We start from the raw sequence: 26,109 nt of genomic DNA on the forward strand, positions 1-26,109 counted from the left end.
CGGCTCAGTTTCCTGAACCTCTCAACACCGCATTCCGTAAGCCGTTGTGCCGTGTCAGTGGAGGCGCATTATAGGGATCCGAATAAATTGCACAACCCTTTTTTTGGATCTTTTTTCTGACTGTCGAGAAAACATTCATATTGGTTAGATCGCCAACGATCCGGGGCAAAATCCCCTTGCCAGCAGGTCAGAATCACAGCAGGCTGCCGGTAAACTCAGTAAAGGAGAATACAATGACTGTAGCATTACGCCCTTATAAACATCTTTTCCCGCAGTTGGGTCTGCGCGTCATGGTTGATTCCACAAGCGTGGTGGTGGGCGACGTCATTATCGAAGATGATGTAGGTATCTGGCCTTTAGTGGCTATTCGTGGTGATGTGAATCAGGTTCGTATCGGTGCCCGTACCAATATTCAGGATGGCAGCGTACTTCATGTAACCCATAAGTCTGATGCCAATCCAGCAGGTTTTCCACTGGTTATCGGTCAGGATGTTACCGTTGGGCATAAGGCGATGCTGCATGGCTGCACCATCGGTAATCGCGTGCTGGTTGGGATGGGTTCAATCGTGCTGGATGGCGTGATTGTTGAAGATGATGTTCTGATTGGTGCCGGGAGTCTGGTCCCGCCGGGTAAGAGACTGGAAAGCGGTTATCTTTATGTAGGCAGCCCGGTAAAACAAATTCGACCGCTGAATGAAAAAGAAATTGAAGGATTGCTCTACTCTGCCCGCAACTATGTTAGCTGGAAGAACGACTATCTGGCAGGCGACAGCCAGACCCATCCTTCATTATCTACCTGATCGTTACGGATACAGTCTTCAGCCACATCTTCCAGATCCCAGCGATGGTCACGAAACAGGGCCATCGCGTCACCCTCCCCGAACTGCTGGTGTAACGCATCCACGCTGATAGCACAGGTCAGTCCCATGCCATTAACCAAAACGGGAAAACAGACAGCCTTTAACGTGACATCCAGCGTTTCACGGTCTGGAAACTGGATAGCCTGATTCATGACTGTATCTCGGCTTTTAAGGACGCAATGACAGGCGCAATCTCCGGCATGATGCCATGCCACAGATGAAAGGCATGCGCGGCCTGCCCCACCAGCATGCCTAACCCATCAGCCAGATGAGATGAACCCTGCTGGTGACACCAGCGCAAAAAAGCGGTCAATCCATTCTGGTAGAACATGTCATAACAGCGTAAATCCGCATGAATTAATGAAGACGATAACGGTGGCACATCGCCATTGATGCCGCTCGACGTTGCGTTAATCAGCAAATCAAAATGTTTACCTTCAAGCTCCTCAAAAGAAAGGGCACTCACCGCCCCACGGTGCGCAAACGTCTTTGCCATGCTCTGGGCATTAGCAGCCGTACGGTTTACCACCGTAATTGACGTGCCCAGCGAAAGCAGAGGAAGGATGACGCCACGCGCCGCACCTCCCGCCCCCACCAGCAAAATATGATCGCCAGGTTTGATCATCGACAGACGCTGCAGATCGCTGACTAAACCGATGCCATCCGTATTATCGCCAAGAATCTGACCATCCTGGCATTTCTTCAACGTGTTGACGGCACCAGAGAGAGAGGCACGTTCGGTGAGCTGGTCTGCATATTCCCAGGCCTGTTGTTTAAAAGGTAACGTGATATTGGCGCCTGCCCCACCCTGAGAGAAAAAAGTGGTGATAGCCTGGGGAAAGGCATCGACAGGCGCTTCAATACGATCGTATTGAAGCGTAATACCCGTTTGCCTGGCAAAGGCCTGATGAATTTGCGGGGATTTGCTGTGACTGATCGGATGTCCGAAAACTGCAAAATATGCCATCTGCTAGCCCTGCCGTATCTGGTTGCCGCTAACCACGTCACGGATCTCAGAAGGGTTTAGCCTTCCTCCCGTCTCTCCATTGAGTACGGGAAACGCAGCACCAAACTGCAGTTTAACCTCTTCTACTGAACGGCAAGGTGGCTGACCAGAAAGATTCGCGCTGGTTGAAACCAGAGGTTTACCAAACACCCGGCACAACGCCTGAACGTCAGGATGGTCGCTGACGCGAATAGCCAGGGAATCAAACTGGCCGGTTAACCAACGTGGCGTTTGCGGTGCTGCTGGCACAACAAAGGTGACCGGGCCTGGCCAGCAGGCAAACATACGTTCACGCTGCATCGCCGTTAAGACATGATCGGAGACGTAGGGCATAAGCTGGCCGTAATCGGCCGCTATCAGAATCAACCCTTTTTCCACTGGGCGTCTTTTCAATGCCAGTAGTGCCATCACTGCCGATTCATCGTCGGGGTCGCAGCCCAGGCCGAATACCGCTTCAGTGGGATAAGCAATCACGGCATGTTGCTTCAGATGGTTCACACAATCCTGTAGTGAGCCGGAAACTAGTTGATTTTGCATGGTTATGTCTTACGTCTCTTCAGTGATAGCTTTGCCACAACTTTTACTGGCGCAAAAAAGCCGGGTGCCCTGCGCCGTCTTTTTTTCAACTAAAAGCGGAAATTCACAATGCGGACAGCGTCCAGCGACTGGCGTCAGATTAACGGCAAACTGGCAGGCTGGATAGCGGTCACAGGAATGGAAGGTTTTGCCAAAACGCGATCGCCGCTGTACCAGTTTACCTTGCTGACACTGCGGGCAGTCGATGGTTGTCTCATCAGGTTTATCGATCGTTTCCGTGTAATCACACGCTGGATAGTCGCTACAGCCAATAAACATGCCAAAACGGCCCTGACGTAACACTTTATCAGCACCACATTGCGGGCAAGCATGACCTTCCAGAACTTTTACTACATGTCCGTCGGCCTGGTTTCCCAGGGACCGGATGTAGTCGCAGGCAGGGTAGTTTGCACAGCCCAAAAAAGGGCCGTGTTTTCCTGAACGTATAACAAGTTCTGCCCCGCAAGCGGGGCAGGGGTCCTGTTTACGCGCAGTAAAGAGTGCGGTTTTACTCATAACGATAATGCATCAGTGAAAATTTAATGCAGCATACCTTCGTTGACGTCGAATAACAGTTCTTCCATTTGTTGATAGGCGTTTTCACATCCTGGGATGTTAAACAACACCATCAACACCACCCATTTAAGATCCTCAAGATCGAAATCAAGAGTATCAAGCGCCATGACACGTTCAATGACCATTTCTCGTGTTTCCAGACTCAAGACCTGGATTTGCTCCAGGAAAAGCAGGAAACCGCGGCTTTCGGCATCTAAACGCTTGCTCTCTTCATCTGTATAGATGCGCATGGAGAGCGGATCATTTGCCAGTAAAATTGGGGCGACCAGACCTTCCTGGTAGTCTGCCAATTTTTCTAACCAGTTCAACGCGTTATAGATATCTTCGCGATGAAAACCGGCATCCGTCAAGTCATCTGTCAATCTGTCCTGATCAACACCCATTTCTGCTTCGTTGTGGATATAGGTCTCAAACAAGTACATGAGTACGTCGAACATGGCATGCCCTCCTCAATCGGACATAGCCGCCGGGTACAGCTGCGATCCATCCTGCTAACTCCAGTTCCAGCAATTGAGCTGTAATAACTGGCACAGGTTGGCCGGCACGTTCAGCGACAACGTCAACAGGTGTAACCTCATCACCTACGTTAGCCAACAGCTCGGCAAATGGCAATGGAGCATTGTCACTGGCATCAGAATAAATTTCGTCTGATTGTGTAACAGGTAACCAGTTAAGCATAGCGCGTAAATCTTCAATGATGTTATTAGGATGTGCCACCAGCATCGCGCCCTGTTGAATCAGCCAGTTTGTTCCCTCACTGCCGCTGTTTCCTAATGCGCCGGGCAAGGCATAAACCGCGCGATTTTGCTCTAATGCATAACGGGCTGTGACTAATGAACCACTCTTTAATGACGCTTCTATGACTAAAACGCCCTGGCTCAGCCCACTGATAATACGGTTTCTGCGTGGAAAACGATGTGCCAGCGGTACGGCATCCAGCGGAAACTCAGATACCACTGCGCCGCCCTGCCCGACAATCTCCTGCGCCAATGCACCATGCTTTTTGGGATAAAGATGCTCCAGTCCGCTGCCCAGCACCGCAACGGTTTTCCCCTGAACCCTCAGCGCGGCGCGATGCGCAACGCCATCGATACCAAGCGCCAGGCCGCTGGTGATAGTAAAGCCACTTAGCGATAACTGTTGAGTAAACCAGTCACACCAGTAGCGGCCAGAGTGGGAACATTGACGGCTGCCGACCACCGCTAACTGCGGTGCCCCCAACACGGCGGGGTCGCCTTTCACATACAGCAGCGGAGGAAAACAGGCCGTTTCAGCCAGTTGAGCGGGATAAAGCGGATCAAGTGCGGTAATCAGATGGTGCAACGGACTCGTTGCCAGCCACGTCTTAACTGTCGCCAGCCAACGGGGGGAGATATGATGGTAATAGTGGCGTTGTGAAGCCTCAAACCCGTTCAGAGTTAACACATCATCAACATCTTTGTCTTCAGACAGTTGCTGTGCCGCGCTTAACCAGCGCCTGCCCGTTATGCCCGGAATGGCGGCCAACCGCAGTAACTGCTCCCTTTTTTGCATCTTTACAGCCTCCTGATAACCGTTGCTTCCCTCCGCAGAATGCTGTCAATCAGGTGCTAAAAAGTCTACAATATGGGGCAGTAATCTTTCCCTTTTAGAATATATATCTGGATATTTATGTCAGTTTTACAGGTATTACATTTTCCTGACGAGCGCCTGCGCAAAATTGCCGCGCCTGTTAAAGAAGTTAACGCGGACGTTCAGCGTATCGTTGATGATATGTTCGAAACCATGTATTCCGAAGAAGGTATCGGCCTGGCTGCCACGCAGGTGGACATTCACCAGCGCATCATTGTGATTGATGTATCAGAGAACCGCGATGAGCGTCTGGTATTAATTAATCCTGAGCTTCTGGAAAAAAGCGGTGAAACAGGTATTGAAGAAGGCTGTCTGTCCATTCCTGAGCAACGCGCTTTTGTGCCACGTGCTGAGCGGGTAAAAGTCCGCGCGTTAGATCGTGACGGTAAAAGTTTCGAACTTGAAACCGGTGATCTGCTGGCTATCTGTATTCAACACGAAATCGACCATCTCGATGGCAAACTGTTTATTGATTATCTTTCGCCTTTAAAGCGTCAGCGCATCAAAACTAAGTTAGAAAAACTGGCGCGACAAAACGCCCAGGCTTCCTGAGATCTGAAAAAGGGATAAACGTGTCTGCTCCGCTTAAAATTATTTTTGCTGGCACGCCAGACTTTGCAGCGCGTCACCTTGACGCGCTGCTTGCTTCTGAGCATCAGGTGGTTGGCGTCTTTACCCAACCGGATCGTCCCGCAGGTCGCGGCAATAAGTTGACCGCCGGCCCGGTTAAATCCTTAGCCCTGGCCCAAAACATTCCGGTATTTCAACCCAAATCCTTGCGCCCTGCAGAAAACCAACAGCTGATTGCAGATTTGCAGGCTGACGTAATGGTGGTGGTCGCTTATGGGCTCATTCTGCCAAAAGCCGTGCTTGATATGCCCCGACTGGGCTGTATCAACGTACACGGTTCCCTGCTGCCACGCTGGCGTGGCGCCGCGCCCATTCAGCGCGCGCTCTGGGCGGGCGACAGTGAAACCGGTGTGACCATCATGCAGATGGATGTTGGGCTGGATACCGGTGATATGCTATTGAAACTGGCCTGTCCAATTAGCGCGGAAGATACCAGTGCCACGCTTTATGACAAGCTGGCAGATCTGGGCCCGGCAGGACTGCTGACAACCTTAGCTCAGTTACGTGATGGTCAAGCGCAGGCCATTCAGCAAGACGAAAGCCAGGCCAACTATGCGGAGAAGCTCAGTAAAGAGGAAGCGCGCCTTAACTGGACGCTGTCGGCCGAACAGCTGGAACGCTGCATCCGTGCCTTCAATCCCTGGCCGATAAGCTTTTTTATGGTGAATGATCAGCCGGTTAAAGTCTGGCAAGCCTGCGTCTTACCTCATGTGAACAAACAGCCAGGAGAGATTATCCAGGCTGACAAACAAGGCATTCAAATTGCCACTGCCGACGGCGTGCTGAATTTGCTTCAGCTTCAACCCGCCGGTAAAAAACCGATGTCGGCACAGGATCTGCTTAACTCGCGCCGAGAATGGTTTGAAGCCGGCACTCTTCTGGACTGACCCTCAGGCCCGGCAAAAACCGGGCCTTTTGCTTGATGGCACTATCTTATGACTAAACCAACCAATCTTCGTAGCCTGTCTGCTCAACTGATCGAGCGCGTTGTCGATAAAGGCGAGTCCCTGAATACCGTCTTGCCTGCGGCACAGAAAAAGCTCTCAGACAAAGATGCCGCGCTGGTCCAGGAGATCTGCTTTGGTGTGTTGCGCACCTTACCGCAGCTGGAAGCGCTTATCGGCAAATTGATGGAACGCCCGTTAACGGGTAAGCAGCGTACACTGCACTTCCTGATTATGGTGGGCTTATATCAGCTGCTCTATACACGTGTACCTGCTCATGCGGCATTAGATGAGACAGTTGCCGGTGCTGAAGTGCTGAAACGAGCAAACCTGAAAGGGCTAATTAATGGCGTATTACGTCAGTTCCAGCGTCGTCAGGAAGAACTGCTTGCCAGTATTCAGGATGGCCCACAGCGTCACCTGCATCCGGGCTGGTTACTGAACCGGCTTCAACAGGCCTGGCCAGCGCACTGGCAGCAAATTGTTGAGGCGAACAACCAGCGTCCGCCAATGTGGTTAAGGGTTAACCGTCAGCACCATTCGCGTGACAGCTGGCTGGCCCTGCTGACGGCGGATGAAAGGAACGCAGCTGTTGCTGACGATGTGCCTGAAGCCTTGCGTCTTGAATCGCCGGCATCCGTTAATGTGTTACCCGGCTTTGAGCAAGGCTGGATTACGGTACAGGATCTCTCCGCCCAGCGTTGTGCGCTTCTGCTTGAGCCCAAAAACGGTGAGCAAATTCTGGATCTCTGCGCGGCGCCGGGAGGTAAAACGACCCATATCCTCGAAATCGCCCCTGAGGCGCAGGTGCTTGCTGTCGATGTTGATGCCCAGCGCCTGAAACGCGTGCATGAAAATCTGGGCCGTCTTGGTATGACCGCAGAAGTGAAACAGGGGGATGGACGTACCCCGCAGCAATGGTGTGACCAACGTCAGTTTGATCGCATACTGCTGGATGCGCCCTGCTCAGCAACCGGCGTTATCCGCCGTCATCCTGATATCAAATGGTTACGTCGCGATCGTGATATTACTGAGCTGGCAGCCTTACAGCGTGACATTCTGGATGCGACATGGCCACTGCTTAAACCGGGCGGTACGATGATCTATGCAACCTGCTCTGTGCTGCCAGATGAGAATCAGCAGCAAATCAGCGACTTTGTACAGCGCCACGCGGATGCTCAGGCTGTGTCGCTGTCTGGTGCTCCCCTTAACGGCTGGCAGGTCTTTCCTGAAGCAGAAGGCGGAGACGGTTTTTTCTACGCTAAGCTTGTGAAGCTCGCGAGTCCACACTGAGAAGGCATTGAAAAGCGATGAAAATCATAATTCTTGGTGCCGGTCAGGTCGGCGGTACCCTGGCTGAAAACCTGGTTGGCGAAAACAACGACATTACCGTTGTCGATACGGACTCCACGCGTTTACGCCAACTGCAGGATAAGTTTGATTTACGCGTTGTACAGGGTCATGGTTCTCATCCGCGTATTTTACGCGAAGCCGGTGCAGAAGATGCCGATATGCTGGTCGCCGTCACCAGTTCTGATGAAACCAATATGATTGCCTGTCAGATCGCCTATTCGCTTTTCAATACACCGAATCGCATTGCCCGTATTCGTGCGGCAGACTATTTGCGTGATGCCGATAAGCTTTTTATCCCCGAGGCTGTGCCCATTGATCATTTGATTTCGCCTGAGCAACTGGTTATCGACAATATTTATCGTCTGATTCAGTACCCCGGTGCGCTGCAGGTGGTCAACTTTGCCGAAGGCAAGGTCAGTCTGGCCGTTGTAAAAGCCTATTACGGTGGCCCGCTCGTGGGTAATCCGCTGTCGATTCTGCGCGACCACATGCCGCATATTGATACGCGGGTTGCGGCGATCTTTCGACAGGATCGTCCTATCCGTCCGCAAGGCTCGACCATTATTGAGGCCGGCGATGAAGTCTTTTTCATTGCCGCCAGCCAACATATTCGCGCGGTAATGAGCGAAATGCAGCGTCTGGAAAAACCCTATAAACGCATCATGTTAGTGGGCGGCGGGAATATTGGATTTGGTCTGGCGCAGCAACTCGAAAAAAATTACAGCGTAAAACTCATTGAGCGCAATCCGCAGCGCGCTGCCGAGCTGGCTGAACAGTTGCACGATACTGTGGTGTTCTATGGCGATGCGTCCGATCAGGAATTGCTGGCAGAAGAACACATTGAGCAGGTCGATTTATTTATTGCCGTTACCAATGATGACGAAGCCAATATTATGTCCGCCATGCTGGCGAAAAAAATGGGTGCCAAAAAAGCGATGGTACTGATTCAACGACGGGCTTATGTTGATCTGGTTCAGGGCAGCGTTATCGATATTGCCATCTCGCCACAGCAGGCGACGATCTCGGCATTGCTGGGACATGTACGTAAAGCGGATATTGTTGGCGTCTCGTCATTACGTCGTGGTATCGCCGAAGCCATCGAGGCGATTGCGCATGGTGATGAAACTACGTCAAGAGTTGTGGGCCGTTCCATTGATGATATCAAGCTGCCACCGGGCACAATTATTGGCGCAGTGGTCCGGGGCGATGATGTGATGATAGCAAATGACAATTTGCGCATCGAACAGGGCGACCACGTGGTGATGTTTTTAACCGATAAGAAATTTGTACCGGACGTCGAGCGCCTGTTCCAGCCAAGTCCGTTCTTCCTGTAATAAAAGGTCGCGCGTTGTCTGGCATAATCCGGCTAATTGCTCGCAGCGATGGCAAATATGGCAAGCTTTGTTAAACTTTATGGCATTGGCTAAGGCAAGGAGAGAAGTATGAGTTTATTCAAAGAGTTTCGTGATTTTGCGATGCGCGGCAATGTTGTTGATCTGGCCGTGGGTGTCATTATTGGTGCGGCATTTGGTAAAATTGTTTCATCATTAGTGGCAAATATCATCATGCCACCGCTGGGCTTATTGATCGGCGGCGTTGATTTCAAATCATTCGGCTGGGTACTTAAACCTGCTGTGGGTGATGCGCCAGCGGTTGTAATGCAATACGGCATTTTTCTGCAGACCGTTTTCGACTTTATCATCGTTGCGTTTGCCATTTTCATGGCGATTAAACTGATGAATAAACTCTACCAGAAAAAAGAAGTCGAAAAGCCTGCGCCGAAACCCTCTAATGAGGAAGTTCTGTTAACGGAAATTCGTGACTTGCTCAAACAGCAGAATACAAAAATCTAAAACGTTAAAGCCGCAGACATTGCGGCTTTTTTGTCATTAAAAGCAGAAGGGCAGTGATAAGTCCTGCACTTATCACTGCCCTCCCATCCCCGACCTTTTGCATGTTTCTCTTTACGTTTAAAGCTGCCTTTCCCTTTTTGGTTCTGTTCAACACGCTGTCTAAATAAAGGGTCGTGCAGTAGTGCCTCAATCGCATTATCACGTATTTGCCCTTTGGTATGACGATAACGGGACATATCTCCTCCATCAGTTTAGGTGACCCGAAGATCCAACTGCGCGAAACCTTGCCGCAGTGAAAGAAATTATACTCGCCTTGACGCCAGATAAAAATAGCCGCTATTCAACGGTGAGCTTATGGGTAATGGCCGGACCATATCCGCCCTCAAGAAACGCTGTGCTCATGCCCGCCTGACGCAGTTTCACGGTCAGGTGCCGCAATTTGCGCGCATGCATTTCTGCTGCAGGATCGCCCGGGTCCAGTTGGCGTAAAAGATCGTTTACTTCCAGCGCTTCACTACGTAATTCAAGCTCAGGGGGAAGAAACCCCGCATTCTTGAGTAAACGATAGCCCGCGCGTAATTCAGGTGGAACATGGCTGTCATCGTCCAGCACTAATGGCGCACCTTCTCCGGCAAGATTGCTGAGTTCGCCTTTCTCCTGCGCCGCTTTAATATGTTGTTCAGCCAGCTGATCGATTAACCACATTGTTAGCCTCCTATGTCACACCACAAGCGTAGCAGAGGGCAAATAGCAGGCAATAAAAAACCCGCCGAAGCGGGTTTTTCACGTTGCAACAGATTACTCTGCTGCAGCCTCTGCTTGAGCTTCTGGACGATCAACCAGCTCGATGTATGCCATCGGAGCGTTGTCACCAGCGCGGAAGCCACACTTCAGAATGCGAGTGTAACCACCTGCACGGCTCGCGAAACGCGGGCCTAACTCATTAAACAGTTTTGCCACGATCTCGTTATCACGAGTGCGGGCGAATGCCAGACGACGATTAGCTACGCTGTCGGTCTTGGCAAGAGTAATCAGCGGCTCAACTACGCGGCGCAACTCTTTGGCTTTCGGCAGAGTCGTCTTGATGATCTCATGACGAACCAGAGAGCCAGCCATGTTGCGGAACATAGCCTGACGATGGCTGCTGTTGCGGTTCAGTTGACGACCACTCTTACGATGGCGCATGACCTTATCCTTCTCAGTGAAACCTTAACCTGTGATCGGGTTATTCATCAGCAATGCTTGCCGGTGGCCAGTTTTCCAGGCGCATGCCCAGAGACAGACCACGTGAGGCCAGCACATCTTTAATCTCGGTAAGAGATTTTTTACCAAGGTTAGGCGTTTTAAGCAGCTCAACCTCGGTACGCTGTACCAGATCACCGATGTAGTGGATAGCTTCTGCCTTAAGGCAGTTAGCAGAGCGGACAGTCAATTCCAGATCGTCAACAGGGCGCAGCAGGATCGGATCGAATTCTGGTTTCTCTTCTTTCACTTCCGGCTGACGTACATCACGTAAGTCAACGAAAGCTTCCAGTTGTTCTGCCAGGATGGTTGCCGCACGACGAATCGCCTCTTCAGGATCGATTGTGCCGTTGGTTTCCATTTCGATGACCAGCTTGTCCAGGTCGGTGCGCTGCTCTACACGCGCTGCTTCAACATTGTAGGCGATACGGTCTACAGGGCTGTAGCAAGCGTCAACTAACAGACGGCCGATCGGGCGCTCATCTTCTTCCGAATGAATTCGGGCAGAAGCCGGCACATAACCACGACCACGCTGAACTTTGATACGCATACTAATAGATGCGTTGTCATCGGTCAGATGGCAGATCACATGCTGCGGCTTGACGATTTCGACATCACCATCATGGGTAATGTCGGCTGCAGTCACAGGGCCAATGCCAGATTTATTCAAGGTAAGAATAACTTCATCTTTGCCCTGAACTCTTACCGCCAAACCTTTAAGGTTGAGCAGGATTTCCAGGATATCTTCCTGTACACCCTCTTTGGTGCTGTACTCGTGCAGTACACCATCAATTTCAACCTCGGTCACCGCGCAACCCGGCATTGATGAAAGCAGAATACGGCGCAGCGCGTTACCAAGAGTATGGCCAAAGCCACGCTCTAAAGGCTCAAGGGTCACCTTGGCGTGCGTCGAACTCACTTGCTCGATATCTACCAGGCGCGGTTTTAGAAACTCTGTCACAGAACCCTGCATTGTGTCCTCTCTTTGGTACTAAGCTTTACTTGGAGTAAAGCTCGACGATCAGGTGTTCGTTAATGTCCGCAGACAGATCGGTACGTTCAGGAATACGTTTGAACACACCTTCCATCTTAGTTGCATCAACTTCCAGCCAGGTTGGCTTTTCACGCTGCTCAGCCAGCTCCAGAGCGGCCTTCACGCGAGATTGCTTTTTGGCTTTCTCACGGATGCTAACGACATCATTCGGAGATACCTGATAAGAAGCGATGTTAACAACGCGACCATTGACCAGAACAGACTTATGGCTCACCAACTGACGTGCTTCCGCACGCGTGGCACCAAAGCCCATACGATAAACGACGTTGTCCAGACGACCTTCCAGCAGAGCCAACAGGTTTTCACCGGTGTTGCCTTTCAGACGTGCTGCTTCTTTGTAATAGTTACGGAACTGACGCTCAAGAACACCGTACATACGACGAACTTTTTGCTTTTCACGTAACTGGCCGCCGTAGTCAGACAGACGTGGCTTACGCGCACCGTGCTGACCAGGAGCTTGTTCAATTTTACACTTGGAATCAATCGCGCGAACGCCAGACTTAAGGAATAAGTCAGTGCCCTCACGACGGCTCAGCTTGAGCTTAGGACCCAAATATCTTGCCATTTTCTTTCTCCAACTATCCTAAAAAACGGGGCGTTATACGCGACGTTTTTTCGGCGGACGACAACCGTTATGAGGGATCGGAGTCACATCAGTAATATTCGTGATGCGGAAACCAGCGGCGTTCAGTGCACGAATTGTTGATTCGCGACCCGGACCCGGACCCTTAACCATAACTTCCAGGTTCTTAATACCGTAATCTTTTACCGCTTCTGCACAGCGCTCTGCAGCGACCTGAGCAGCAAACGGAGTGGATTTACGTGAACCGCGGAAACCGGAACCACCGGCGGTTGCCCAACCCAGTGCGTTACCCTGACGATCAGTAATGGTAACGATTGTGTTGTTAAAAGAAGCATGGACATGAGCCACGCCATCTGAGACTTGTTTTCTTACACGCTTACGTGCACGAACTGGTGCCTTTGCCATTATTTACTCACCCCGATTATTTCTTGATCGGTTTACGCGGACCCTTACGGGTACGTGCGTTGGTCTTAGTACGCTGACCGCGAACCGGAAGACCACGACGATGGCGCAAACCACGGTAGCAACCAAGGTCCATAAGACGCTTGATGCTCAGGGTGATTTCACGGCGCAGATCACCTTCTACAACGAATTTAGCAACTGCATCACGCAGCTGATCAATTTGTTCTTCAGACAGCTCACTGATCTTAACATTTTCAGCAATACCCGTTGAAGCGCAGATGGCTTTTGAGCGAGTCTTACCAATACCGAAGATCGAAGTTAATGCGATAACGGTATGTTTCTGATCAGGAATGTTAATGCCTGCTATACGGGCCACTATGCACTCCTACTATTTAATATGTACGTACCATGCCGAAAAGCCCGTTTTCAGGATACTCAAATGGAAACGTACAGACATACAAAAGATTGGCTGGCTAATCTAGCCAGCTCAACCCGACTTTGCAAGAAAAATATGTGAAAATCAGCCTTGGCGCTGTTTATGCTTTGGCTCGGCGCTACAGATCACACGAACGACACCGTCGCGACGAATGATTTTGCAGTTACGACATAATTTCTTGACGGAAGCACGAACTTTCATTTTTACTCTCCGTAACTTCTCAACCACCTGAATTAACGGCCGTAGCCCTTCAGGTTAGCTTTCTTCAATGCAGACTCGTACTGACTTGACATCATCAGAGTTTGCACTTGAGCCATAAAGTCCATGATGACGACCACTACGATGAGCAGTGATGTACCGCCAAAGTAGAAAGGAACTTTCATCGCATCACGCATGAACTCCGGGATAAGGCAGATAAACGTAATATACAGGGCACCGATTAAGGTTAACCGCGTCATTACTTTATCAATATACTTCGCCGTTTGCTCTCCCGGACGAATTCCCGGTACGAATGCACCAGACTTCTTCAGGTTATCTGCTGTTTCACGCGGGTTGAAAACCAACGCCGTGTAGAAGAAACAGAAGAAGATGATAGCAGTCGCATAGAGTAGCACATAAAGCGGCTGTCCTGGCTGCAAATACATCGAAATTGTTGTCAGCCAGTTCCAACCGGTACCGCCCCCGAACCACGATGCAATCGTTGCCGGGAACAGAATAATGCTGGAAGCGAAGATTGCCGGGATAACCCCTGCCATATTCACTTTCAACGGTAAATGTGTGCTCTGTGCAGCGTATACACGGCGACCTTGTTGACGTTTCGCATAGTTCACCACAATGCGGCGTTGACCACGCTCAACGAAAATAACAAAGAAGGTCACTGCAAATACGAGAACTGCAACCAACAGCAACAGAAGGAAGTGCAGGTCACCTTGCCGCGCTTGCTCGATGGTATGGCCAATGGCCGGCGGGAGACCCGCAACAATACCTGCGAAGATAATGATCGAAATACCGTTACCGATACCACGTTCAGTAATCTGTTCGCCCAGCCACATCAGGAACATTGTCCCGGTAACCAGACTCACAACAGCGGTAAAATAGAATGCAAAGCCTGGATTCATCACCAGGCCCTGCATACCAGGCATATTCGGTAAACCGGTAGCAATACCGATTGACTGGAATACGGCCAATACCAACGTACCGTAACGGGTGTACTGGCTAATCTTACGACGGCCAGCCTCCCCTTCTTTCTTGATTTCAGCTAACGCAGGATGAACCACCGTTAACAGCTGGATAATAATCGATGCCGAAATATACGGCATGATACCCAGAGCAAAAATAGAAGCACGGCTGAGAGCACCACCAGAGAACATGTTAAACATTTCAATGATGGTGCCACGCTGTTGCTCAAGCAGTTTGGCAAGTACAGTGGCATCAATACCAGGGATCGGAATGAAAGAGCCAATACGGAAGACAATCAGTGCACCGATAACAAACAGAAGTCTGCGTTTCAGTTCACCAAAGCCACCTTTGGCACTTTGAAAATCTAATCCCGGTTGTTTAGCCATCTGCTACTTATTCCTCGATTTTACCGCCAGCAGCTTCGATTGCAGCACGCGCACCTTTGGTGACACGTAAGCCGCGAACCGTTACCGGTGCAGAAACTTCACCAGAAAGAATAACTTTAACGTATTCAATCTGAACACCGACAATGTTGGCTGCTTTCAGCGCGTTCAGGTCGACGATACCGCCTTCAACTTTCGCCAGATCAGACAGACGAATCTCTGTGGTGATCATTGCTTTGCGAGAGGTGAAACCGAACTTCGGCAGACGACGGTACAGAGGCATCTGACCACCTTCGAAACCGCGACGTACGCCACCGCCAGAACGTGAGTTCTGACCTTTGTGACCACGACCACCGGTTTTTCCGAGGCCAGAACCAATACCACGACCCAGACGCTTGCTAGCGTGCTTAGACCCTTCGGCCGGAGACAGAGTATTTAAACGCATCTCTTACTCCTCCACTTTAACCATGTAGGAAACCGCGTTGACCATGCCGCGTACAGCTGGCGTATCTTCACGCTCTACGGTATGACCAATACGACGCAGACCCAGGCCAACCAGAGTGGCTTTATGCTTAGGCAAGCGGCCGATTGAACTACGGGTTTGGGTGATTTTAATAGTGTTAGCCATCGTGATTACCCCAGAATTTCTTCAACGGATTTACCACGCTTAGCAGCGACCATTTCCGGAGACTTCATATTGCCCAGACCGTCAATAGTTGCACGAACCACGTTAATCGGGTTAGTAGAACCATAGGCTTTTGCCAGAACGTTATGTACTCCAGCGACTTCCAGAACGGCGCGCATTGCACCACCGGCGATGATACCGGTACCTTCTGAAGCCGGCTGCATGAACACACGGGACCCAGTGTGCGCACCTTTAACAGGGTGCTGCAGGGTGCCGTTGATCAGCGCGACATTTACCATGTTGCGACGGGCTTTCTCCATCGCTTTCTGGATCGCTGCTGGAACTTCGCGCGCTTTACCGTAACCAAAACCAACGCGGCCGTTACCATCACCCACTACAGTCAGTGCGGTGAAGGAGAAAATACGACCACCTTTTACAGTTTTAGAAACACGGTTTACCGCGATCAGTTTTTCCTGCAGTTCGCCAGCTTGTTTCTCGATGTGTGCCATCTTAGACCTCTACCTTAGAACTGAAGGCCAGCTTCACGGGCAGCATCTGCCAGTGCCTGGACGCGACCATGATATTGGAAACCGGAACGGTCGAAAGAAACACCAGTGATGCCTTTTTCGATTGCGCGTTCTGCAATAGCTTTACCTACAGCAGCTGCGGCTTCTTTATTACCGGTAAACTTCAGTTGTTCAGTGATAGCTTTTTCTACAGTAGAAGCAGCAACCAGAACTTCGGAACCGTTCGGGGCGATTACCTGTGCGTAAATGTGACGCGGGGTACGATGTACCACCAGGCGAGTAGCACCCAGCTCTTTGAGCTTGCGACGTGCACGGGTCGCACGACGGATACGAGCAGATTTCTTATCCATAGTGTTACCTTACTTCTTCTTAGCCTCTTTGGTACGCACGACTTCGTCGGCGTAACGGACACCCTTGCCTTTATAAGGCTCAGGACGACGGTAGGCGCGCAAGTCAGCTGCAACCTGGCCGATCACCTGCTTATCAGCGCCTTTCAGCACGATTTCAGTCTGAGTCGGACACTCTGCAGTGATACCCGCGGGCAGCTGGTGATCAACTGGATGAGAAAAGCCCAGAGACAGGTTAACTACGTTGCCTTTTACGGCAGCACGATAACCAACACCAACCAGCTGCAGCTTCTTAGTGAAGCCTTCGGTAACACCGATAACCATCGAGTTCAGCAGCGCGCGAGATGTACCCGCCTGCGCCCAGCCGTCAACATAACCTTCGCGCGGGGCGAAAGTCAGAGCGTTGTCAGCATGCTTAACTTCAACAGCATCATTGATAGTACGAGTCAGCTCGCCGTTTTTACCTTTAATCGAAATTACCTGACCGTTGAGTTTTACCTCTACGCCGGCAGGAACAACGACAGGTGCTTTAGCAACACGAGACATAGTATCCTCCGATTACGCTACGTAGCAGATAATTTCGCCACCAAGACCTGCCTGGCGCGCTGCACGATCAGTCATGACACCTTTCGATGTAGAAATTACAGCGATACCCATACCAGCCATTACCTTTGGCAGCTCATCTTTTTTCTTATAGATGCGCAGGCCGGGACGGCTTACTCGCTGAATGCTTTCTACAACAGCTTTCCCCTGGAAATACTTAAGAGTCAGTTCCAGTTCCAGCTTGATGTCGCCTTCGATTTTAAAATCTTCAATAAAGCCTTCTTCCTTCAGCACGTTGGCAATTGCCAATTTCAGCTTGGAGGAGGGCATGGTGACCGCAACTTTGTTCGCGGCCTGACCGTTACGGATACGGGTCAGCATATCCGCGATCGGATCTTGCATGCTCATCTGTGTTACTCCCGTGATTCAATTGGTGACAATTACCAGCTAGCCTTTTTCAGACCCGGGATTTCACCGCGCATTGCGGCTTCACGGACCTTGATACGGCTCAACCCAAACTTCCGCAGGAAACCGTGCGGACGACCTGTTTGACGGCAGCGGTTACGCTGACGTGAAGGGCTGGAATCACGCGGCAGACTCTGCAGCTTGAGAACGGCATCCCAACGGTCTTCGTCGGAAGCGTTCACATCAGAAATGATCGCTTTCAGTTCAGCGCGTTTTGCGAAGAATTTGTCTGCTAATTTCACACGCTTAACTTCGCGTGCTTTCATAGATTGCTTAGCCATTAAGTAACCCTACCTTACTTACGGAACGGGAAGTCAAAGGCAGCCAGCAGAGCACGGCCTTCATCATCAGATTTCGCAGTAGTGGTAATGGTAATATCCAAACCACGAACGCGATCGACTTTGTCATAGTCGATTTCTGGGAAGATGATCTGCTCACGTACACCCATGCTGTAGTTGCCACGACCATCGAATGACTTAGCGGACAAGCCACGGAAGTCACGGATACGCGGTACAGCAATGGTGATCAGACGCTCAAAGAACTCCCACATGCGTTCGCCACGCAGAGTTACTTTACAGCCGATCGGATAGCCCTGACGGATTTTGAAGCCTGCAACTGATTTGCGTGCTTTGGTGATCAACGGTTTTTGACCGGAGATTGCTGCCAGGTCAGCTGCTGCGTTATCCAGCAGTTTCTTGTCAGCGATCGCTTCACCAACACCCATGTTCAGGGTGATCTTCTCGACCCGAGGGACTTGCATGACAGAATTGTAGCCGAACTCACTCATGAGTTTCTGGACTACCTCGTCTTTGTAGTAATCATGCAGTTTCGCCATCGTACTACTCCAAATTACTTGATAGTTTCGCTATTAGACTTGAAGAAACGGACTTTTTTGCCGTCTTCGAATCTAAAGCCTACACGGTCAGCCTTACCGGTTGCCGCATTGAAGAGTGCAACGTTAGAAACCTGAATTGCAGCTTCTTTTTCAACGATGCCGCCTGGTTGGTTCAGAGCCGGGACAGGCTTCTGATGTTTCTTAACCAGGTTGATACCTTCAACGATGACCTTGCCAGAAGACAGGACGTTCTTAACTTTACCGCGCTTACCTTTATCTTTACCGGTTAACACGATAACTTCGTCGTTACGACGGATTTTAGCTGCCATTGTTAGCTCCTTAGAGTACTTCTGGTGCCAGAGAGATAATTTTCATGAACTTTTCAGTACGAAGTTCACGAGTTACCGGCCCAAAAATACGCGTACCGATAGGCTGCTCACTGTTATTGTTTAAAATAACGCATGCATTACCATCGAAGCGAATGACAGAACCGTCCGGGCGACGAACACCCTTCCTGGTGCGCACCACTACCGCCTTCAGGACATCACCTTTTTTAACTTTACCACGTGGAATTGCTTCCTTGATGGTAACTTTAATGATGTCGCCGACGCCTGCGTAGCGACGGTGCGAGCCACCCAGAACCTTGATACACATTACGCGACGTGCACCGGAGTTGTCGGCGACGTTCAGCATAGTCTGTTCTTGGATCATTTCAGTGCTCCGCTAATGTCAACTACTACTTCGGGACCCAGACCTCAGGTCGTTTGAAAGCCCCATAATTGAGGGCGCGGCATTATAACACCGGTTCTCGCAGATGGGTAGAAAAAATGAACGGCTCATCCGAGCCGTTCATTCGATTTTTAAAGAGGGCAGATTCTATTACAGAATTGCTTTCTCTACAACGCGAACAAGTGTCCAGGACTTAGTCTTAGACAGTGGACGGCATTCGCGGATTTCTACCACGTCACCGATTCCACATTCGTTGTTCTCGTCATGGATGTGCAGCTTAGTCGTACGCTTAATGAATTTTCCATAAATTGGATGCTTCACGAAACGCTCGATAGCAACAACCGCAGATTTCTGCATTTTGTCACTAACGACACGACCCTGCAGAGTACGGATTTTATCGGTCATTACGAACCCGCCTTCTCAGTCAGTAAAGTCTTAACGCGCGCAACATCACGGCGAACCTGCTTCAGCAGATGAGACTGCTGCAGTTGGCCAGATGCTGCCTGCATGCGCAGGTTAAATTGCTCACGCAGCAGATTAAGCAGCTCAGTGTTCAGCTCTTCAACGCTTTTTTCACGCAGCTCTGTTGCTTTCATTACATCACCGTCTTAGTTACAAAGGTGGTTTTGATAGGCAGTTTTGCTGCTGCCAGCTTGAATGCTTCACGGGCCAGCTCTTCTGGTACGCCGTCCATTTCATACAGGACTTTACCAGGCTGGATCAGGGCAACCCAATACTCGACGTTACCCTTACCTTTACCCATACGCACTTCCAGCGGCTTCTCGGTGATCGGTTTGTCCGGGAATACACGGATCCAGATCTTACCTTGACGCTTAACTGCACGGGTCATAGCACGACGTGCTGCTTCGATCTGACGGGCAGTCAGACGACCACGGCCAACAGCTTTCAGACCGAAAGTCCCGAAGCTAACATCCGTACCCTGCGCCAGACCACGGTTGCGGCCTTTATGCACTTTACGGAATTTTGTACGCTTTGGTTGTAACATAGCGACTCTCCTTACTTACGGCCTTTACGCTGCTGCTTTTTAGGTTGAGCAGCCGGTTCCGGTTGTTCAACAGCAGCCATACCACCCAGGATCTCGCCTTTGAAGATCCATACCTTAACGCCGATTACACCATAAGTGGTGTGCGCTTCAGAGGTGTTGTAGTCAATGTCAGCACGCAGAGTGTGCAACGGCACGCGACCTTCACGATACCATTCGGTACGTGCGATCTCGGCGCCGCCCAGACGGCCGCTAACTTCAACTTTAATACCCTTCGCGCCCAGACGCATGGCGTTCTGAACCGCACGCTTCATAGCACGACGAAACATCACACGACGCTCCAGCTGTGAAGTGATGCTGTCAGCAACCAGTTTCGCGTCCAGTTCCGGTTTACGGACTTCGGCGATATTAATCTGTGCAGGAACGCCAGCGATTTTCGCTACGACCGTGCGCAGTTTTTCAACGTCTTCACCTTTCTTACCGATCACGATGCCAGGACGAGCAGTGTGAATAGTCACACGGATGCTCTTAGCCGGACGCTCGATAACGATACGAGATACAGACGCCTTCGCCAGTTCCTTAGTCAGGTACTGACGTACTTTAAAGTCGCTGTCCAGGTTGTCAGCGAATTCTTTGGTGTTCGCAAACCAGGTAGAGTTCCATGGTTTTACAATACCCAGGCGAATACCATTAGGATGTACTTTCTGACCCATTGCTAGTCTCCAGAGTCTCAGCGATCGGACACAACCACAGTAATGTGGCTGGTGCGCTTCAGGATGCGATCTGCACGACCTTTTGCACGAGGCATAATGCGCTTCATGCTTGGGCCTTCGTCGACGAAAATTTTCGCGACTTTGAGATCGTCGATATCAGCGCCATCGTTGTGTTCAGCGTTAGCAATGGCAGATTCCAGAACTTTCTTGACCAGTACAGCCGCTTTCTTGTTGGTGTAGGTCAAAATGTCCAGTGCCTGCGACACTTTCTTACCGCGGATCAGGTCAGCAACAAGGCGAACCTTCTGAGCAGAAGAACGAGCGTGGCGATGTTGAGCTAAAGTTTCCATCTCTTCCTCCTACTTATTTCTTCTTGGCTTTTTTATCAGCCGCGTGACCGCGATAAGTACGTGTCGGCGCGAATTCACCCAGTTTGTGACCAACCATTTCGTCGGAAACAAAGACAGGAACGTGCTGACGACCATTATGGACAGCGATGGTCAAACCGATCATGTTAGGAAAGATCGTTGAACGACGGGACCAAGTGCGCAAAGGCTTCTTGTCACCGCTTTCCACCGCTTTCTCTACCTTCTTCAGCAAGTGCAGGTCAATAAAAGGACCTTTCTTGAGAGAACGTGGCATGGCTTATCCTCTAATATTATTTGCTACGGCGACGTACGATAAACTTATCGGTACGCTTGTTGCTACGGGTCTTCTTACCTTTGGTCTGAACGCCCCACGGGGTTACCGGGTGCTTACCAAAGTTACGACCTTCACCACCACCGTGCGGGTGATCTACTGGGTTCATCGCGGTACCACGAACGGTCGGACGAACACCACGCCAACGGGTTGCACCGGCTTTACCCAGAACGCGCAGCATATGCTCAGCGTTACCGACTTCGCCCAGAGTTGCGCGACAGTCAGCTTCGACTTTACGCATTTCACCTGAACGCAGACGCAGGGTTACGTAGGAACCATCACGCGCAACGATCTGCACGTAAGCACCGGCTGAGCGAGCAATCTGACCGCCTTTGCCTGGTTTCATTTCTACGTTGTGAACGGTAGAACCCACCGGGATGTTACGCATCGGCAGTGTGTTACCTGCTTTGATCGCAGCATCAACGCCAGATTGGATCTGGTCGCCGGCTTTCAGGCCTTTAGGGGCCAGGATGTAACGGCGTTCGCCGTCTTTGTACAGAACCAGTGCGATGTTCGCAGAGCGGTTCGGATCGTACTCAAGACGTTCAACGGTTGCCGGGATACCATCTTTGTTGCGTTTGAAATCAACCAGACGGTAAGCCTGCTTATGACCACCACCGATGTGACGGGTAGTGATGCGACCGTTGTTGTTGCGGCCACCGGATTTGCTGTTCTTTTCCAGCAATGGAGCAAACGGCTTGCCCTTGTGCAACTCTGGGTTCACCACTTTAACGACGTGGCGACGACCCGGAGATGTCGGTTTACATTTAACAACTGCCATTGTCTTTCTCCTCCGACTTACTCAGCGCCGCCGACGAAGTCCAGATTCTGGCCTTCCTTCAGGGTGACGTAAGCTTTTTTCCAGTCGCTACGACGACCGATACGCTGTCCGTGACGCTTAACTTTACCTTTAACTACCAGGGTGTTTACGTCTTTAACTTCTACTTCGAACAGCTTCTCAACAGCAGCAACGATCTCTGCTTTAGTCGCGTCTTTAGCTACTTTGAGTACGATGGTGTTGGTTTTTTCCATCGCGCTAGATGCCTTTTCAGATACGTGCGGCGCGCGCAGTACTTTCAGCAGACGTTCTTCACGGATCATGCCAGCATCTCCTCAACTTGCTTAACTGCATCAGCAGTCATAACGACTTTGTCGAAGGCGATCAGGCTAACTGGGTCGATACCCGCTGCATCACGCACGTCAACCTTGTACAGGTTACGCGCAGCCAGGAACAGATTCTCATCCAGTTCACCGGTGATGATCAGCACGTCTTCCAGCGCCATGTCTTTCAGCTTCTGTGCCAGCAACTTGGTTTTCGGTGCTTCGACAGAGAACTGCTCGACGACGATCAGACGGTCTTGACGTACCAGTTCGGACAGGATGCTTTTCAGCGCGCCGCGGTACATCTTTTTATTAACTTTTTGACTGTGGTCTTGTGGCTTCGCAGCGAAGGTTACGCCACCAGAACGCCAGATTGGGCTCTTTACAGAACCTGCTCGCGCACGGCCGGTACCCTTCTGACGCCAAGGCTTTTTGCCTGAACCAGTGACTTCGGCGCGAGTTTTCTGCGCACGACTACCCTGGCGGGCGCCTGATGCGTAAGCAACAACAACCTGGTGAACCAGCGCTTCGTTGAAATCACGACCGAAGGTAGTTTCGGAAACAGTCAGCGCGCTCTGCGCGTCTTTCAATACTAATTCCATTGCTATCCCCTTACGCCTTCACAGCTGGTTTAACGATCAGGTCGCTACCGGTAGCACCGGGAACTGCACCTTTAACCAGCAGCAGGTTGCGCTCAGCGTCAACACGTACTACGTCCAGGCTCTGAACCGTTACGCGCTCATTACCCAGCTGACCTGCCATTTTCTTGCCTTTGAACACTTTGCCCGGAGTCTGGTTCTGACCGATAGAACCCGGAACGCGGTGAGACAAGGAGTTACCGTGGGTCGCGTCCTGGGTACGGAAGTTCCAGCGCTTAACGGTACCTGCGAAACCTTTACCTTTAGAGGTGCCAGTTACGTCTACTTTTTTAACGTCAGCGAAAATCTCAACGCTGATGCTCTGACCTACGGCATACTCATCACCTTCAACGGTGCGGAATTCCCACAGGCCACGGCCGGCTTCAACGCCAGCTTTAGCAAAATGACCAGCTTCAGGTTTGGTCACACGGTTTGCTTTTTTAGCACCGGTGGTAACCTGAATTGCCTGGTAACCATCGTTTTCCAGGCCTTTGACCTGAGTAACGCGGTTCGCTTCAACTTCGATTACGGTTACTGGGATAGAAACGCCATCTTCAGTGAAGATGCGGGTCATTCCCACTTTTTTACCGACTAAACCAATCATTGTTTCAACCTCTCAATCGCTCGATGACCTGATTAACCCAGGCTGATCTGCACGTCAACACCGGCAGCCAGGTCCAGACGCATCAGAGCATCAACGGTTTTTTCAGTTGGCTCAACGATGTCTACCAGACGCTTGTGAGTGCGAATTTCGTACTGATCACGCGCATCTTTGTTAACGTGCGGAGAGATCAGAACGGTAAAGCGCTCTTTGCGGGTTGGCAGCGGGATCGGACCACGTACCTGCGCACCAGTGCGCTTGGCAGTCTCGACGATTTCCGCGGTTGATTGATCGATCAGACGATGATCAAACGCTTTAAGACGGATACGGATTCTTTGGTTCGACATGAGACCAAGGCTCCAAACATTTTATAGACGAAAAAAATTACTACTCGAGCCCATTACGATTGATGGGAGAGTGTAATCGTTCAGCATATAACTCCACAGTTGGGAGTATTGTCAGACGGCCCAAAATTCTGCCGTCTGCGATTCAGCTCGAATCGCGCCCACCAATATCGGTAGGCCCGCGCATTATACGTATATTTGCTCAGGAAGCAACCCATGTTGCGTTTTTGCCCGTGAAAAGTGCAATCGGGTTGTTTGCGAAAGCCAGCACAAGATGATGAAGAGTAAATGCAAAACTGTAATTTCTCTGTGAGAGACCTTCCGCGTTGCTGATCTTGCCCATGACGGCGAATCAGCCTTCAGTCAGGCTGTAGCGACATTTCCGGTCTCTTCGAGGTGACAAGCGGTGCTCATCATCCTGTTTACTGTTACGGCGCTCGGTGCCGCACTCGGCAGCTTTCTTGCGTTGGCCTGCCAGCGCTATCATCCGGCCATATCGCCAGACGACTGGTTCACTTCCCTCTGGACGCCGCCCTCGCATTGTACGCACTGCCAGGCTCCAGTCTTATGGCGAGACAGAATCCCGGTGATAAGCTGGCTGCGCCTGCACGGCCGCTGTCGGTTTTGCCGACGTCCTGTCGGCCTGCTCCCGCTGCTGTTTGAGTTAACGGGCGCCCTGCTCTGCCTGTTACTGGCCAGGTTGTTCAGTGACCACCTCATCGTGGCCGCTTTTATTCTGACGGCATCCTGCCTGTTATTGTTACTTGCAGCCATCGACCAGCGTCATCTCTTGCTACCGGACGTGCTGACAGGCGCGTTACTTTGGCTGGGACTTGCACGCTTCTTTTTCTATAAGCCAGTCACTGTATCTGCGGCAGTGGGTGGCGCAATTACAGGTTATGGCTCGCTGTGGCTACTTGCCTGGCTATATCGTCAGATAAAGAATCAGGTGGGATTAGGCTACGGGGATATTAAACTTTTTGCCGCGCTGGGCACATGGTGCGGTTGGCAGGCCCTACCCTGGATTGCACTGGTTGCCAGCCTGACGGCTCTGCTTGCCTTTATCGCACTGGTCGTCATCAACAGGACGTTGTCTGTAAACAGCCCGCTTCCCTTTGGTCCATTCCTGGCCGTCGCGGGCTGGGGAGTGATAGTGATTCAAAGCCTCACTCGTCTCTGATTTGCGCCTGAAGGTAGTTTTGAATGCCCATTTTATTGATCAGCTCCAGCTCGGTCTCGATCCAGTCAATATGATGCTCTTCGTCTGCCAGGATTTGGATCATCATATCCCGACTCACGTAGTCATGAATTTTGTCGGCATATGCGATAGCTTCACGCAGATCTTTTGCACCTTCGAGTTCAAGATTGAGATCGGACTGCAACATCTCTTCCACATCCTCACCAACCCTGAGCCGTCCCAGATCCTGCAGATTCGGGATGCCTTCAAGAAACAGGATACGTTCAATGTATTTGTCCGCATGCTTCATTTCATCGATGGACTCATGGTACTCAACATCATTAAGTCGCATTAGCCCCCAGTTTTTGAACATCCGTGCGTGGAGAAAATACTGATTGATCGCAACCAGTTCATTCCCCAACAGTTTATTGAGATGACTTATGATTTTCGCATCGCCCTTCATTTCACGTCCTCCGCTCATGTTTATTTGAGCGTAGATGCGGTTAAAAAGAAGTCAAAAAAACGCGATGAAAATTGTGGGTATTATCATGTCCGATGACGAAAGCCTTCAGGCTATCTCTTTATACTGCGGAACCTGCTGCATCTCATCGTCCATGATTTCACGGGCGACACGAATGCATTTACCGCATTGCTTTCCTACTGGCACGATTTGGCGCAGTTGCTGAATAGATTTTGGCTGATAGCGGCGCACGACTTCACGGAGGGTTTTATCACTGATGGCATTACACAGACAGACGTACATTTATTCATCACTCAGTCTATTTCGTGCACACAGTGTAAATGCGAATCGTTTTTATTTCAAACCTACCCTTTGTAAGGGAAAATGCGTTTTGAACGATTTAAAGCAAAAAAAAGAGCACCGAAGTGCTCTTTTTTATTTTGCTGTGACCGCGTAAGCAGTCACATCAGATATCACAATTAAGCGATAACTTTAGCAACAACGCCCGCGCCAACGGTACGGCCGCCTTCGCGGATGGCGAAGCGCAGACCTTCGTCCATTGCGATTGGGTGAATCAGGGTAACAACCATTTTGATGTTGTCGCCCGGCATGAC

45 protein-coding genes and 1 pseudogene are annotated in these 26,109 nt (G+C 50.8%); 7 read left to right on the forward strand and 39 right to left on the reverse strand.

The annotated features are described in order from the left end of the window. Nucleotides 1-233 precede the first annotated feature (233 nt). On the forward strand, nucleotides 234-800 hold the full coding sequence (locus tag NR177_RS23200) for a gamma carbonic anhydrase family protein (RefSeq protein WP_063877448.1): 567 nt from the start codon (nucleotides 234-236) through the stop codon (nucleotides 798-800). On the opposite strand, the gene NR177_RS23205 is transcribed toward NR177_RS23200, so the two are convergent. Genes NR177_RS23205 through dprA form a run of 6 tightly spaced genes read right to left on the reverse strand, consistent with a single transcriptional unit; the run spans nucleotide 755 to nucleotide 4,551 of the window. Continuing rightward, nucleotides 755-1,012 (reverse strand): DUF1488 domain-containing protein, encoded by a 258-nt coding sequence (locus NR177_RS23205; protein ID WP_145395234.1) that lies wholly within the window; start codon nucleotides 1,010-1,012, stop codon nucleotides 755-757. The genes NR177_RS23200 and NR177_RS23205 overlap by 46 nt on opposite strands. Beyond that, on the reverse strand, nucleotides 1,009-1,827 hold the full coding sequence (aroE, locus tag NR177_RS23210) for a shikimate dehydrogenase (RefSeq protein ID WP_218996243.1): 819 nt from the start codon (nucleotides 1,825-1,827) through the stop codon (nucleotides 1,009-1,011). Before aroE ends, NR177_RS23205 begins: the two co-directional genes overlap by 4 nt. A gap of 3 nt (nucleotides 1,828-1,830) precedes the next feature. Beyond that, nucleotides 1,831-2,403, reverse strand: coding sequence for an L-threonylcarbamoyladenylate synthase type 1 TsaC (gene tsaC, locus NR177_RS23215; RefSeq protein WP_256853774.1), 573 nt, complete (start codon nucleotides 2,401-2,403; stop codon nucleotides 1,831-1,833). A gap of 9 nt (nucleotides 2,404-2,412) precedes the next feature. After that, entirely contained in the window at nucleotides 2,413-2,958 is a 546-nt protein-coding gene (locus NR177_RS23220) for a type I DNA topoisomerase (protein WP_256853775.1), read from the reverse strand. A 23-nt stretch (nucleotides 2,959-2,981) separates the two neighbouring features. Then, on the reverse strand, nucleotides 2,982-3,455 hold the full coding sequence (gene smg / locus NR177_RS23225; RefSeq protein ID WP_013027451.1) for a DUF494 family protein Smg: 474 nt from the start codon (nucleotides 3,453-3,455) through the stop codon (nucleotides 2,982-2,984). Next, nucleotides 3,427-4,551, reverse strand: a complete 1,125-nt coding sequence (dprA, locus tag NR177_RS23230; protein ID WP_256853776.1) for a DNA-protecting protein DprA — start codon at nucleotides 4,549-4,551, stop codon at nucleotides 3,427-3,429. Before dprA ends, smg begins: the two co-directional genes overlap by 29 nt. Before the next feature lie 117 nt (nucleotides 4,552-4,668). On the opposite strand from dprA, the gene def reads away from it, so the two are divergent. From def to mscL, 5 genes are all read left to right on the forward strand, one after another. After that, on the forward strand, nucleotides 4,669-5,181 hold the full coding sequence (def, locus tag NR177_RS23235) for a peptide deformylase (RefSeq protein WP_063877454.1): 513 nt from the start codon (nucleotides 4,669-4,671) through the stop codon (nucleotides 5,179-5,181). 20 nt (nucleotides 5,182-5,201) lie between these two features. After that, nucleotides 5,202-6,146 carry a methionyl-tRNA formyltransferase gene (fmt, locus tag NR177_RS23240; RefSeq protein WP_063877455.1) on the forward strand — a complete coding sequence of 315 codons (945 nt, stop codon included), beginning with the start codon at nucleotides 5,202-5,204 and terminating at the stop codon, nucleotides 6,144-6,146. 48 nt (nucleotides 6,147-6,194) lie between these two features. Beyond that, nucleotides 6,195-7,496, forward strand: a complete 1,302-nt coding sequence (gene rsmB, locus NR177_RS23245) for a 16S rRNA (cytosine(967)-C(5))-methyltransferase RsmB (protein WP_109718350.1) — start codon at nucleotides 6,195-6,197, stop codon at nucleotides 7,494-7,496. A gap of 17 nt (nucleotides 7,497-7,513) precedes the next feature. Then, the gene (gene trkA, locus NR177_RS23250) at nucleotides 7,514-8,890 is read left to right on the forward strand and encodes a Trk system potassium transporter TrkA (RefSeq protein WP_063877457.1); all 1,377 of its coding nucleotides are present in this window, start codon (nucleotides 7,514-7,516) and stop codon (nucleotides 8,888-8,890) included. A 108-nt stretch (nucleotides 8,891-8,998) separates the two neighbouring features. Further along, the gene (mscL, locus tag NR177_RS23255) at nucleotides 8,999-9,409 is read left to right on the forward strand and encodes a large-conductance mechanosensitive channel protein MscL (RefSeq protein ID WP_063877458.1); all 411 of its coding nucleotides are present in this window, start codon (nucleotides 8,999-9,001) and stop codon (nucleotides 9,407-9,409) included. On the opposite strand, the gene NR177_RS23260 is transcribed toward mscL, so the two are convergent. From NR177_RS23260 to rpsJ, 30 genes are all read right to left on the reverse strand, one after another. Then, on the reverse strand, nucleotides 9,406-9,645 hold the full coding sequence (locus NR177_RS23260; RefSeq protein ID WP_063877459.1) for an alternative ribosome-rescue factor A: 240 nt from the start codon (nucleotides 9,643-9,645) through the stop codon (nucleotides 9,406-9,408). The genes mscL and NR177_RS23260 overlap by 4 nt on opposite strands. A gap of 100 nt (nucleotides 9,646-9,745) precedes the next feature. Then, nucleotides 9,746-10,114 (reverse strand): DUF1992 domain-containing protein, encoded by a 369-nt coding sequence (locus NR177_RS23265; protein ID WP_256853777.1) that lies wholly within the window; start codon nucleotides 10,112-10,114, stop codon nucleotides 9,746-9,748. A 93-nt stretch (nucleotides 10,115-10,207) separates the two neighbouring features. Then, nucleotides 10,208-10,594: a 50S ribosomal protein L17 gene (gene rplQ / locus NR177_RS23270; protein ID WP_003850180.1), complete on the reverse strand. Its 387-nt coding sequence runs from the start codon at nucleotides 10,592-10,594 to the stop codon at nucleotides 10,208-10,210. Nucleotides 10,595-10,634: 40 nt separating this feature from the next. Further along, complete coding sequence (gene rpoA, locus NR177_RS23275) at nucleotides 10,635-11,624, reverse strand: DNA-directed RNA polymerase subunit alpha (RefSeq protein WP_033741519.1); 990 nt, start codon at nucleotides 11,622-11,624, stop codon at nucleotides 10,635-10,637. Nucleotides 11,625-11,649: 25 nt separating this feature from the next. Then, complete coding sequence (gene rpsD, locus NR177_RS23280) at nucleotides 11,650-12,270, reverse strand: 30S ribosomal protein S4 (protein WP_063877461.1); 621 nt, start codon at nucleotides 12,268-12,270, stop codon at nucleotides 11,650-11,652. A gap of 33 nt (nucleotides 12,271-12,303) precedes the next feature. Further along, nucleotides 12,304-12,693 (reverse strand): 30S ribosomal protein S11, encoded by a 390-nt coding sequence (gene rpsK, locus NR177_RS23285; protein WP_004160563.1) that lies wholly within the window; start codon nucleotides 12,691-12,693, stop codon nucleotides 12,304-12,306. A 16-nt stretch (nucleotides 12,694-12,709) separates the two neighbouring features. Next, nucleotides 12,710-13,066, reverse strand: a complete 357-nt coding sequence (gene rpsM / locus NR177_RS23290; RefSeq protein ID WP_003850176.1) for a 30S ribosomal protein S13 — start codon at nucleotides 13,064-13,066, stop codon at nucleotides 12,710-12,712. Nucleotides 13,067-13,210: 144 nt separating this feature from the next. Next, on the reverse strand, nucleotides 13,211-13,327 hold the full coding sequence (gene rpmJ / locus NR177_RS23295; protein WP_004160566.1) for a 50S ribosomal protein L36: 117 nt from the start codon (nucleotides 13,325-13,327) through the stop codon (nucleotides 13,211-13,213). A 32-nt stretch (nucleotides 13,328-13,359) separates the two neighbouring features. Further along, nucleotides 13,360-14,691, reverse strand: a complete 1,332-nt coding sequence (secY, locus tag NR177_RS23300) for a preprotein translocase subunit SecY (protein WP_063877462.1) — start codon at nucleotides 14,689-14,691, stop codon at nucleotides 13,360-13,362. A 7-nt stretch (nucleotides 14,692-14,698) separates the two neighbouring features. Then, nucleotides 14,699-15,133, reverse strand: coding sequence for a 50S ribosomal protein L15 (rplO, locus tag NR177_RS23305; protein ID WP_063877463.1), 435 nt, complete (start codon nucleotides 15,131-15,133; stop codon nucleotides 14,699-14,701). 3 nt (nucleotides 15,134-15,136) lie between these two features. Then, on the reverse strand, nucleotides 15,137-15,316 hold the full coding sequence (gene rpmD / locus NR177_RS23310) for a 50S ribosomal protein L30 (protein WP_013027462.1): 180 nt from the start codon (nucleotides 15,314-15,316) through the stop codon (nucleotides 15,137-15,139). Nucleotides 15,317-15,321: 5 nt separating this feature from the next. Then, the gene (gene rpsE, locus NR177_RS23315; RefSeq protein ID WP_006120595.1) at nucleotides 15,322-15,822 is read right to left on the reverse strand and encodes a 30S ribosomal protein S5; all 501 of its coding nucleotides are present in this window, start codon (nucleotides 15,820-15,822) and stop codon (nucleotides 15,322-15,324) included. A gap of 14 nt (nucleotides 15,823-15,836) precedes the next feature. Continuing rightward, nucleotides 15,837-16,190 (reverse strand): 50S ribosomal protein L18, encoded by a 354-nt coding sequence (gene rplR / locus NR177_RS23320; RefSeq protein ID WP_013027463.1) that lies wholly within the window; start codon nucleotides 16,188-16,190, stop codon nucleotides 15,837-15,839. A gap of 9 nt (nucleotides 16,191-16,199) precedes the next feature. Then, the gene (gene rplF, locus NR177_RS23325) at nucleotides 16,200-16,733 is read right to left on the reverse strand and encodes a 50S ribosomal protein L6 (RefSeq protein ID WP_063877464.1); all 534 of its coding nucleotides are present in this window, start codon (nucleotides 16,731-16,733) and stop codon (nucleotides 16,200-16,202) included. 12 nt (nucleotides 16,734-16,745) lie between these two features. Further along, entirely contained in the window at nucleotides 16,746-17,138 is a 393-nt protein-coding gene (gene rpsH, locus NR177_RS23330) for a 30S ribosomal protein S8 (RefSeq protein WP_013027465.1), read from the reverse strand. A 32-nt stretch (nucleotides 17,139-17,170) separates the two neighbouring features. After that, nucleotides 17,171-17,476 carry a 30S ribosomal protein S14 gene (gene rpsN, locus NR177_RS23335; RefSeq protein ID WP_006120592.1) on the reverse strand — a complete coding sequence of 102 codons (306 nt, stop codon included), beginning with the start codon at nucleotides 17,474-17,476 and terminating at the stop codon, nucleotides 17,171-17,173. A 14-nt stretch (nucleotides 17,477-17,490) separates the two neighbouring features. After that, on the reverse strand, nucleotides 17,491-18,030 hold the full coding sequence (gene rplE, locus NR177_RS23340) for a 50S ribosomal protein L5 (RefSeq protein ID WP_006120591.1): 540 nt from the start codon (nucleotides 18,028-18,030) through the stop codon (nucleotides 17,491-17,493). Nucleotides 18,031-18,044: 14 nt separating this feature from the next. Continuing rightward, nucleotides 18,045-18,359 (reverse strand): 50S ribosomal protein L24, encoded by a 315-nt coding sequence (gene rplX, locus NR177_RS23345; protein WP_003850150.1) that lies wholly within the window; start codon nucleotides 18,357-18,359, stop codon nucleotides 18,045-18,047. Between the two features lie 10 nt (nucleotides 18,360-18,369). Further along, nucleotides 18,370-18,741, reverse strand: coding sequence for a 50S ribosomal protein L14 (gene rplN, locus NR177_RS23350; protein WP_006120590.1), 372 nt, complete (start codon nucleotides 18,739-18,741; stop codon nucleotides 18,370-18,372). Nucleotides 18,742-18,909: 168 nt separating this feature from the next. Next, a complete protein-coding gene (gene rpsQ / locus NR177_RS23355; RefSeq protein ID WP_006120589.1) occupies nucleotides 18,910-19,164 on the reverse strand; it encodes a 30S ribosomal protein S17 in 255 nt (84 codons plus the stop codon). Continuing rightward, the gene (rpmC, locus tag NR177_RS23360; protein WP_006120588.1) at nucleotides 19,164-19,355 is read right to left on the reverse strand and encodes a 50S ribosomal protein L29; all 192 of its coding nucleotides are present in this window, start codon (nucleotides 19,353-19,355) and stop codon (nucleotides 19,164-19,166) included. The genes rpsQ and rpmC overlap by 1 nt, the downstream gene beginning before the upstream one ends. Next, nucleotides 19,355-19,765 carry a 50S ribosomal protein L16 gene (gene rplP, locus NR177_RS23365; RefSeq protein WP_002438716.1) on the reverse strand — a complete coding sequence of 137 codons (411 nt, stop codon included), beginning with the start codon at nucleotides 19,763-19,765 and terminating at the stop codon, nucleotides 19,355-19,357. The genes rpmC and rplP overlap by 1 nt, the downstream gene beginning before the upstream one ends. A gap of 11 nt (nucleotides 19,766-19,776) precedes the next feature. Beyond that, a complete protein-coding gene (rpsC, locus tag NR177_RS23370) occupies nucleotides 19,777-20,475 on the reverse strand; it encodes a 30S ribosomal protein S3 (RefSeq protein ID WP_006120587.1) in 699 nt (232 codons plus the stop codon). A gap of 17 nt (nucleotides 20,476-20,492) precedes the next feature. Beyond that, the gene (gene rplV, locus NR177_RS23375; RefSeq protein ID WP_002919773.1) at nucleotides 20,493-20,825 is read right to left on the reverse strand and encodes a 50S ribosomal protein L22; all 333 of its coding nucleotides are present in this window, start codon (nucleotides 20,823-20,825) and stop codon (nucleotides 20,493-20,495) included. 13 nt (nucleotides 20,826-20,838) lie between these two features. Next, nucleotides 20,839-21,117: a 30S ribosomal protein S19 gene (gene rpsS, locus NR177_RS23380; protein ID WP_001138115.1), complete on the reverse strand. Its 279-nt coding sequence runs from the start codon at nucleotides 21,115-21,117 to the stop codon at nucleotides 20,839-20,841. A 16-nt stretch (nucleotides 21,118-21,133) separates the two neighbouring features. Beyond that, nucleotides 21,134-21,955: a 50S ribosomal protein L2 gene (gene rplB / locus NR177_RS23385; protein ID WP_063877465.1), complete on the reverse strand. Its 822-nt coding sequence runs from the start codon at nucleotides 21,953-21,955 to the stop codon at nucleotides 21,134-21,136. A gap of 17 nt (nucleotides 21,956-21,972) precedes the next feature. Further along, nucleotides 21,973-22,275 (reverse strand): 50S ribosomal protein L23, encoded by a 303-nt coding sequence (gene rplW, locus NR177_RS23390; protein ID WP_006120585.1) that lies wholly within the window; start codon nucleotides 22,273-22,275, stop codon nucleotides 21,973-21,975. Next, the gene (rplD, locus tag NR177_RS23395) at nucleotides 22,272-22,877 is read right to left on the reverse strand and encodes a 50S ribosomal protein L4 (RefSeq protein ID WP_063877466.1); all 606 of its coding nucleotides are present in this window, start codon (nucleotides 22,875-22,877) and stop codon (nucleotides 22,272-22,274) included. Before rplD ends, rplW begins: the two co-directional genes overlap by 4 nt. 10 nt (nucleotides 22,878-22,887) lie before the next feature. Then, nucleotides 22,888-23,517, reverse strand: a complete 630-nt coding sequence (rplC, locus tag NR177_RS23400) for a 50S ribosomal protein L3 (RefSeq protein ID WP_013027467.1) — start codon at nucleotides 23,515-23,517, stop codon at nucleotides 22,888-22,890. Between the two features lie 32 nt (nucleotides 23,518-23,549). Beyond that, nucleotides 23,550-23,861: a 30S ribosomal protein S10 gene (rpsJ, locus tag NR177_RS23405; RefSeq protein ID WP_006120582.1), complete on the reverse strand. Its 312-nt coding sequence runs from the start codon at nucleotides 23,859-23,861 to the stop codon at nucleotides 23,550-23,552. 403 nt (nucleotides 23,862-24,264) lie between these two features. Between rpsJ and NR177_RS23410 the strand changes: the two genes are divergently transcribed. Then, nucleotides 24,265-25,038, forward strand: a complete 774-nt coding sequence (locus NR177_RS23410) for an A24 family peptidase (protein WP_256853778.1) — start codon at nucleotides 24,265-24,267, stop codon at nucleotides 25,036-25,038. Here NR177_RS23410 and bfr read toward each other — a convergent pair. The 3 genes and pseudogenes from bfr to tuf form a co-directional block, all read right to left on the reverse strand. Next, entirely contained in the window at nucleotides 25,025-25,498 is a 474-nt protein-coding gene (gene bfr, locus NR177_RS23415; protein WP_063877468.1) for a bacterioferritin, read from the reverse strand. The genes NR177_RS23410 and bfr overlap by 14 nt on opposite strands. A 105-nt stretch (nucleotides 25,499-25,603) precedes the next feature. After that, nucleotides 25,604-25,798, reverse strand: coding sequence for a bacterioferritin-associated ferredoxin (gene bfd / locus NR177_RS23420; RefSeq protein ID WP_063877469.1), 195 nt, complete (start codon nucleotides 25,796-25,798; stop codon nucleotides 25,604-25,606). Nucleotides 25,799-25,974: 176 nt separating this feature from the next. Then, nucleotides 25,975-26,109 (reverse strand): annotated as a pseudogene (gene tuf, locus NR177_RS23425) (elongation factor Tu); the annotation flags it as partial.

The organism is Pantoea sp. Fr+CA_20 (assembly GCF_024520835.1).
Lineage (GTDB): Bacteria > Pseudomonadota > Gammaproteobacteria > Enterobacterales > Enterobacteriaceae > Pantoea > Pantoea allii.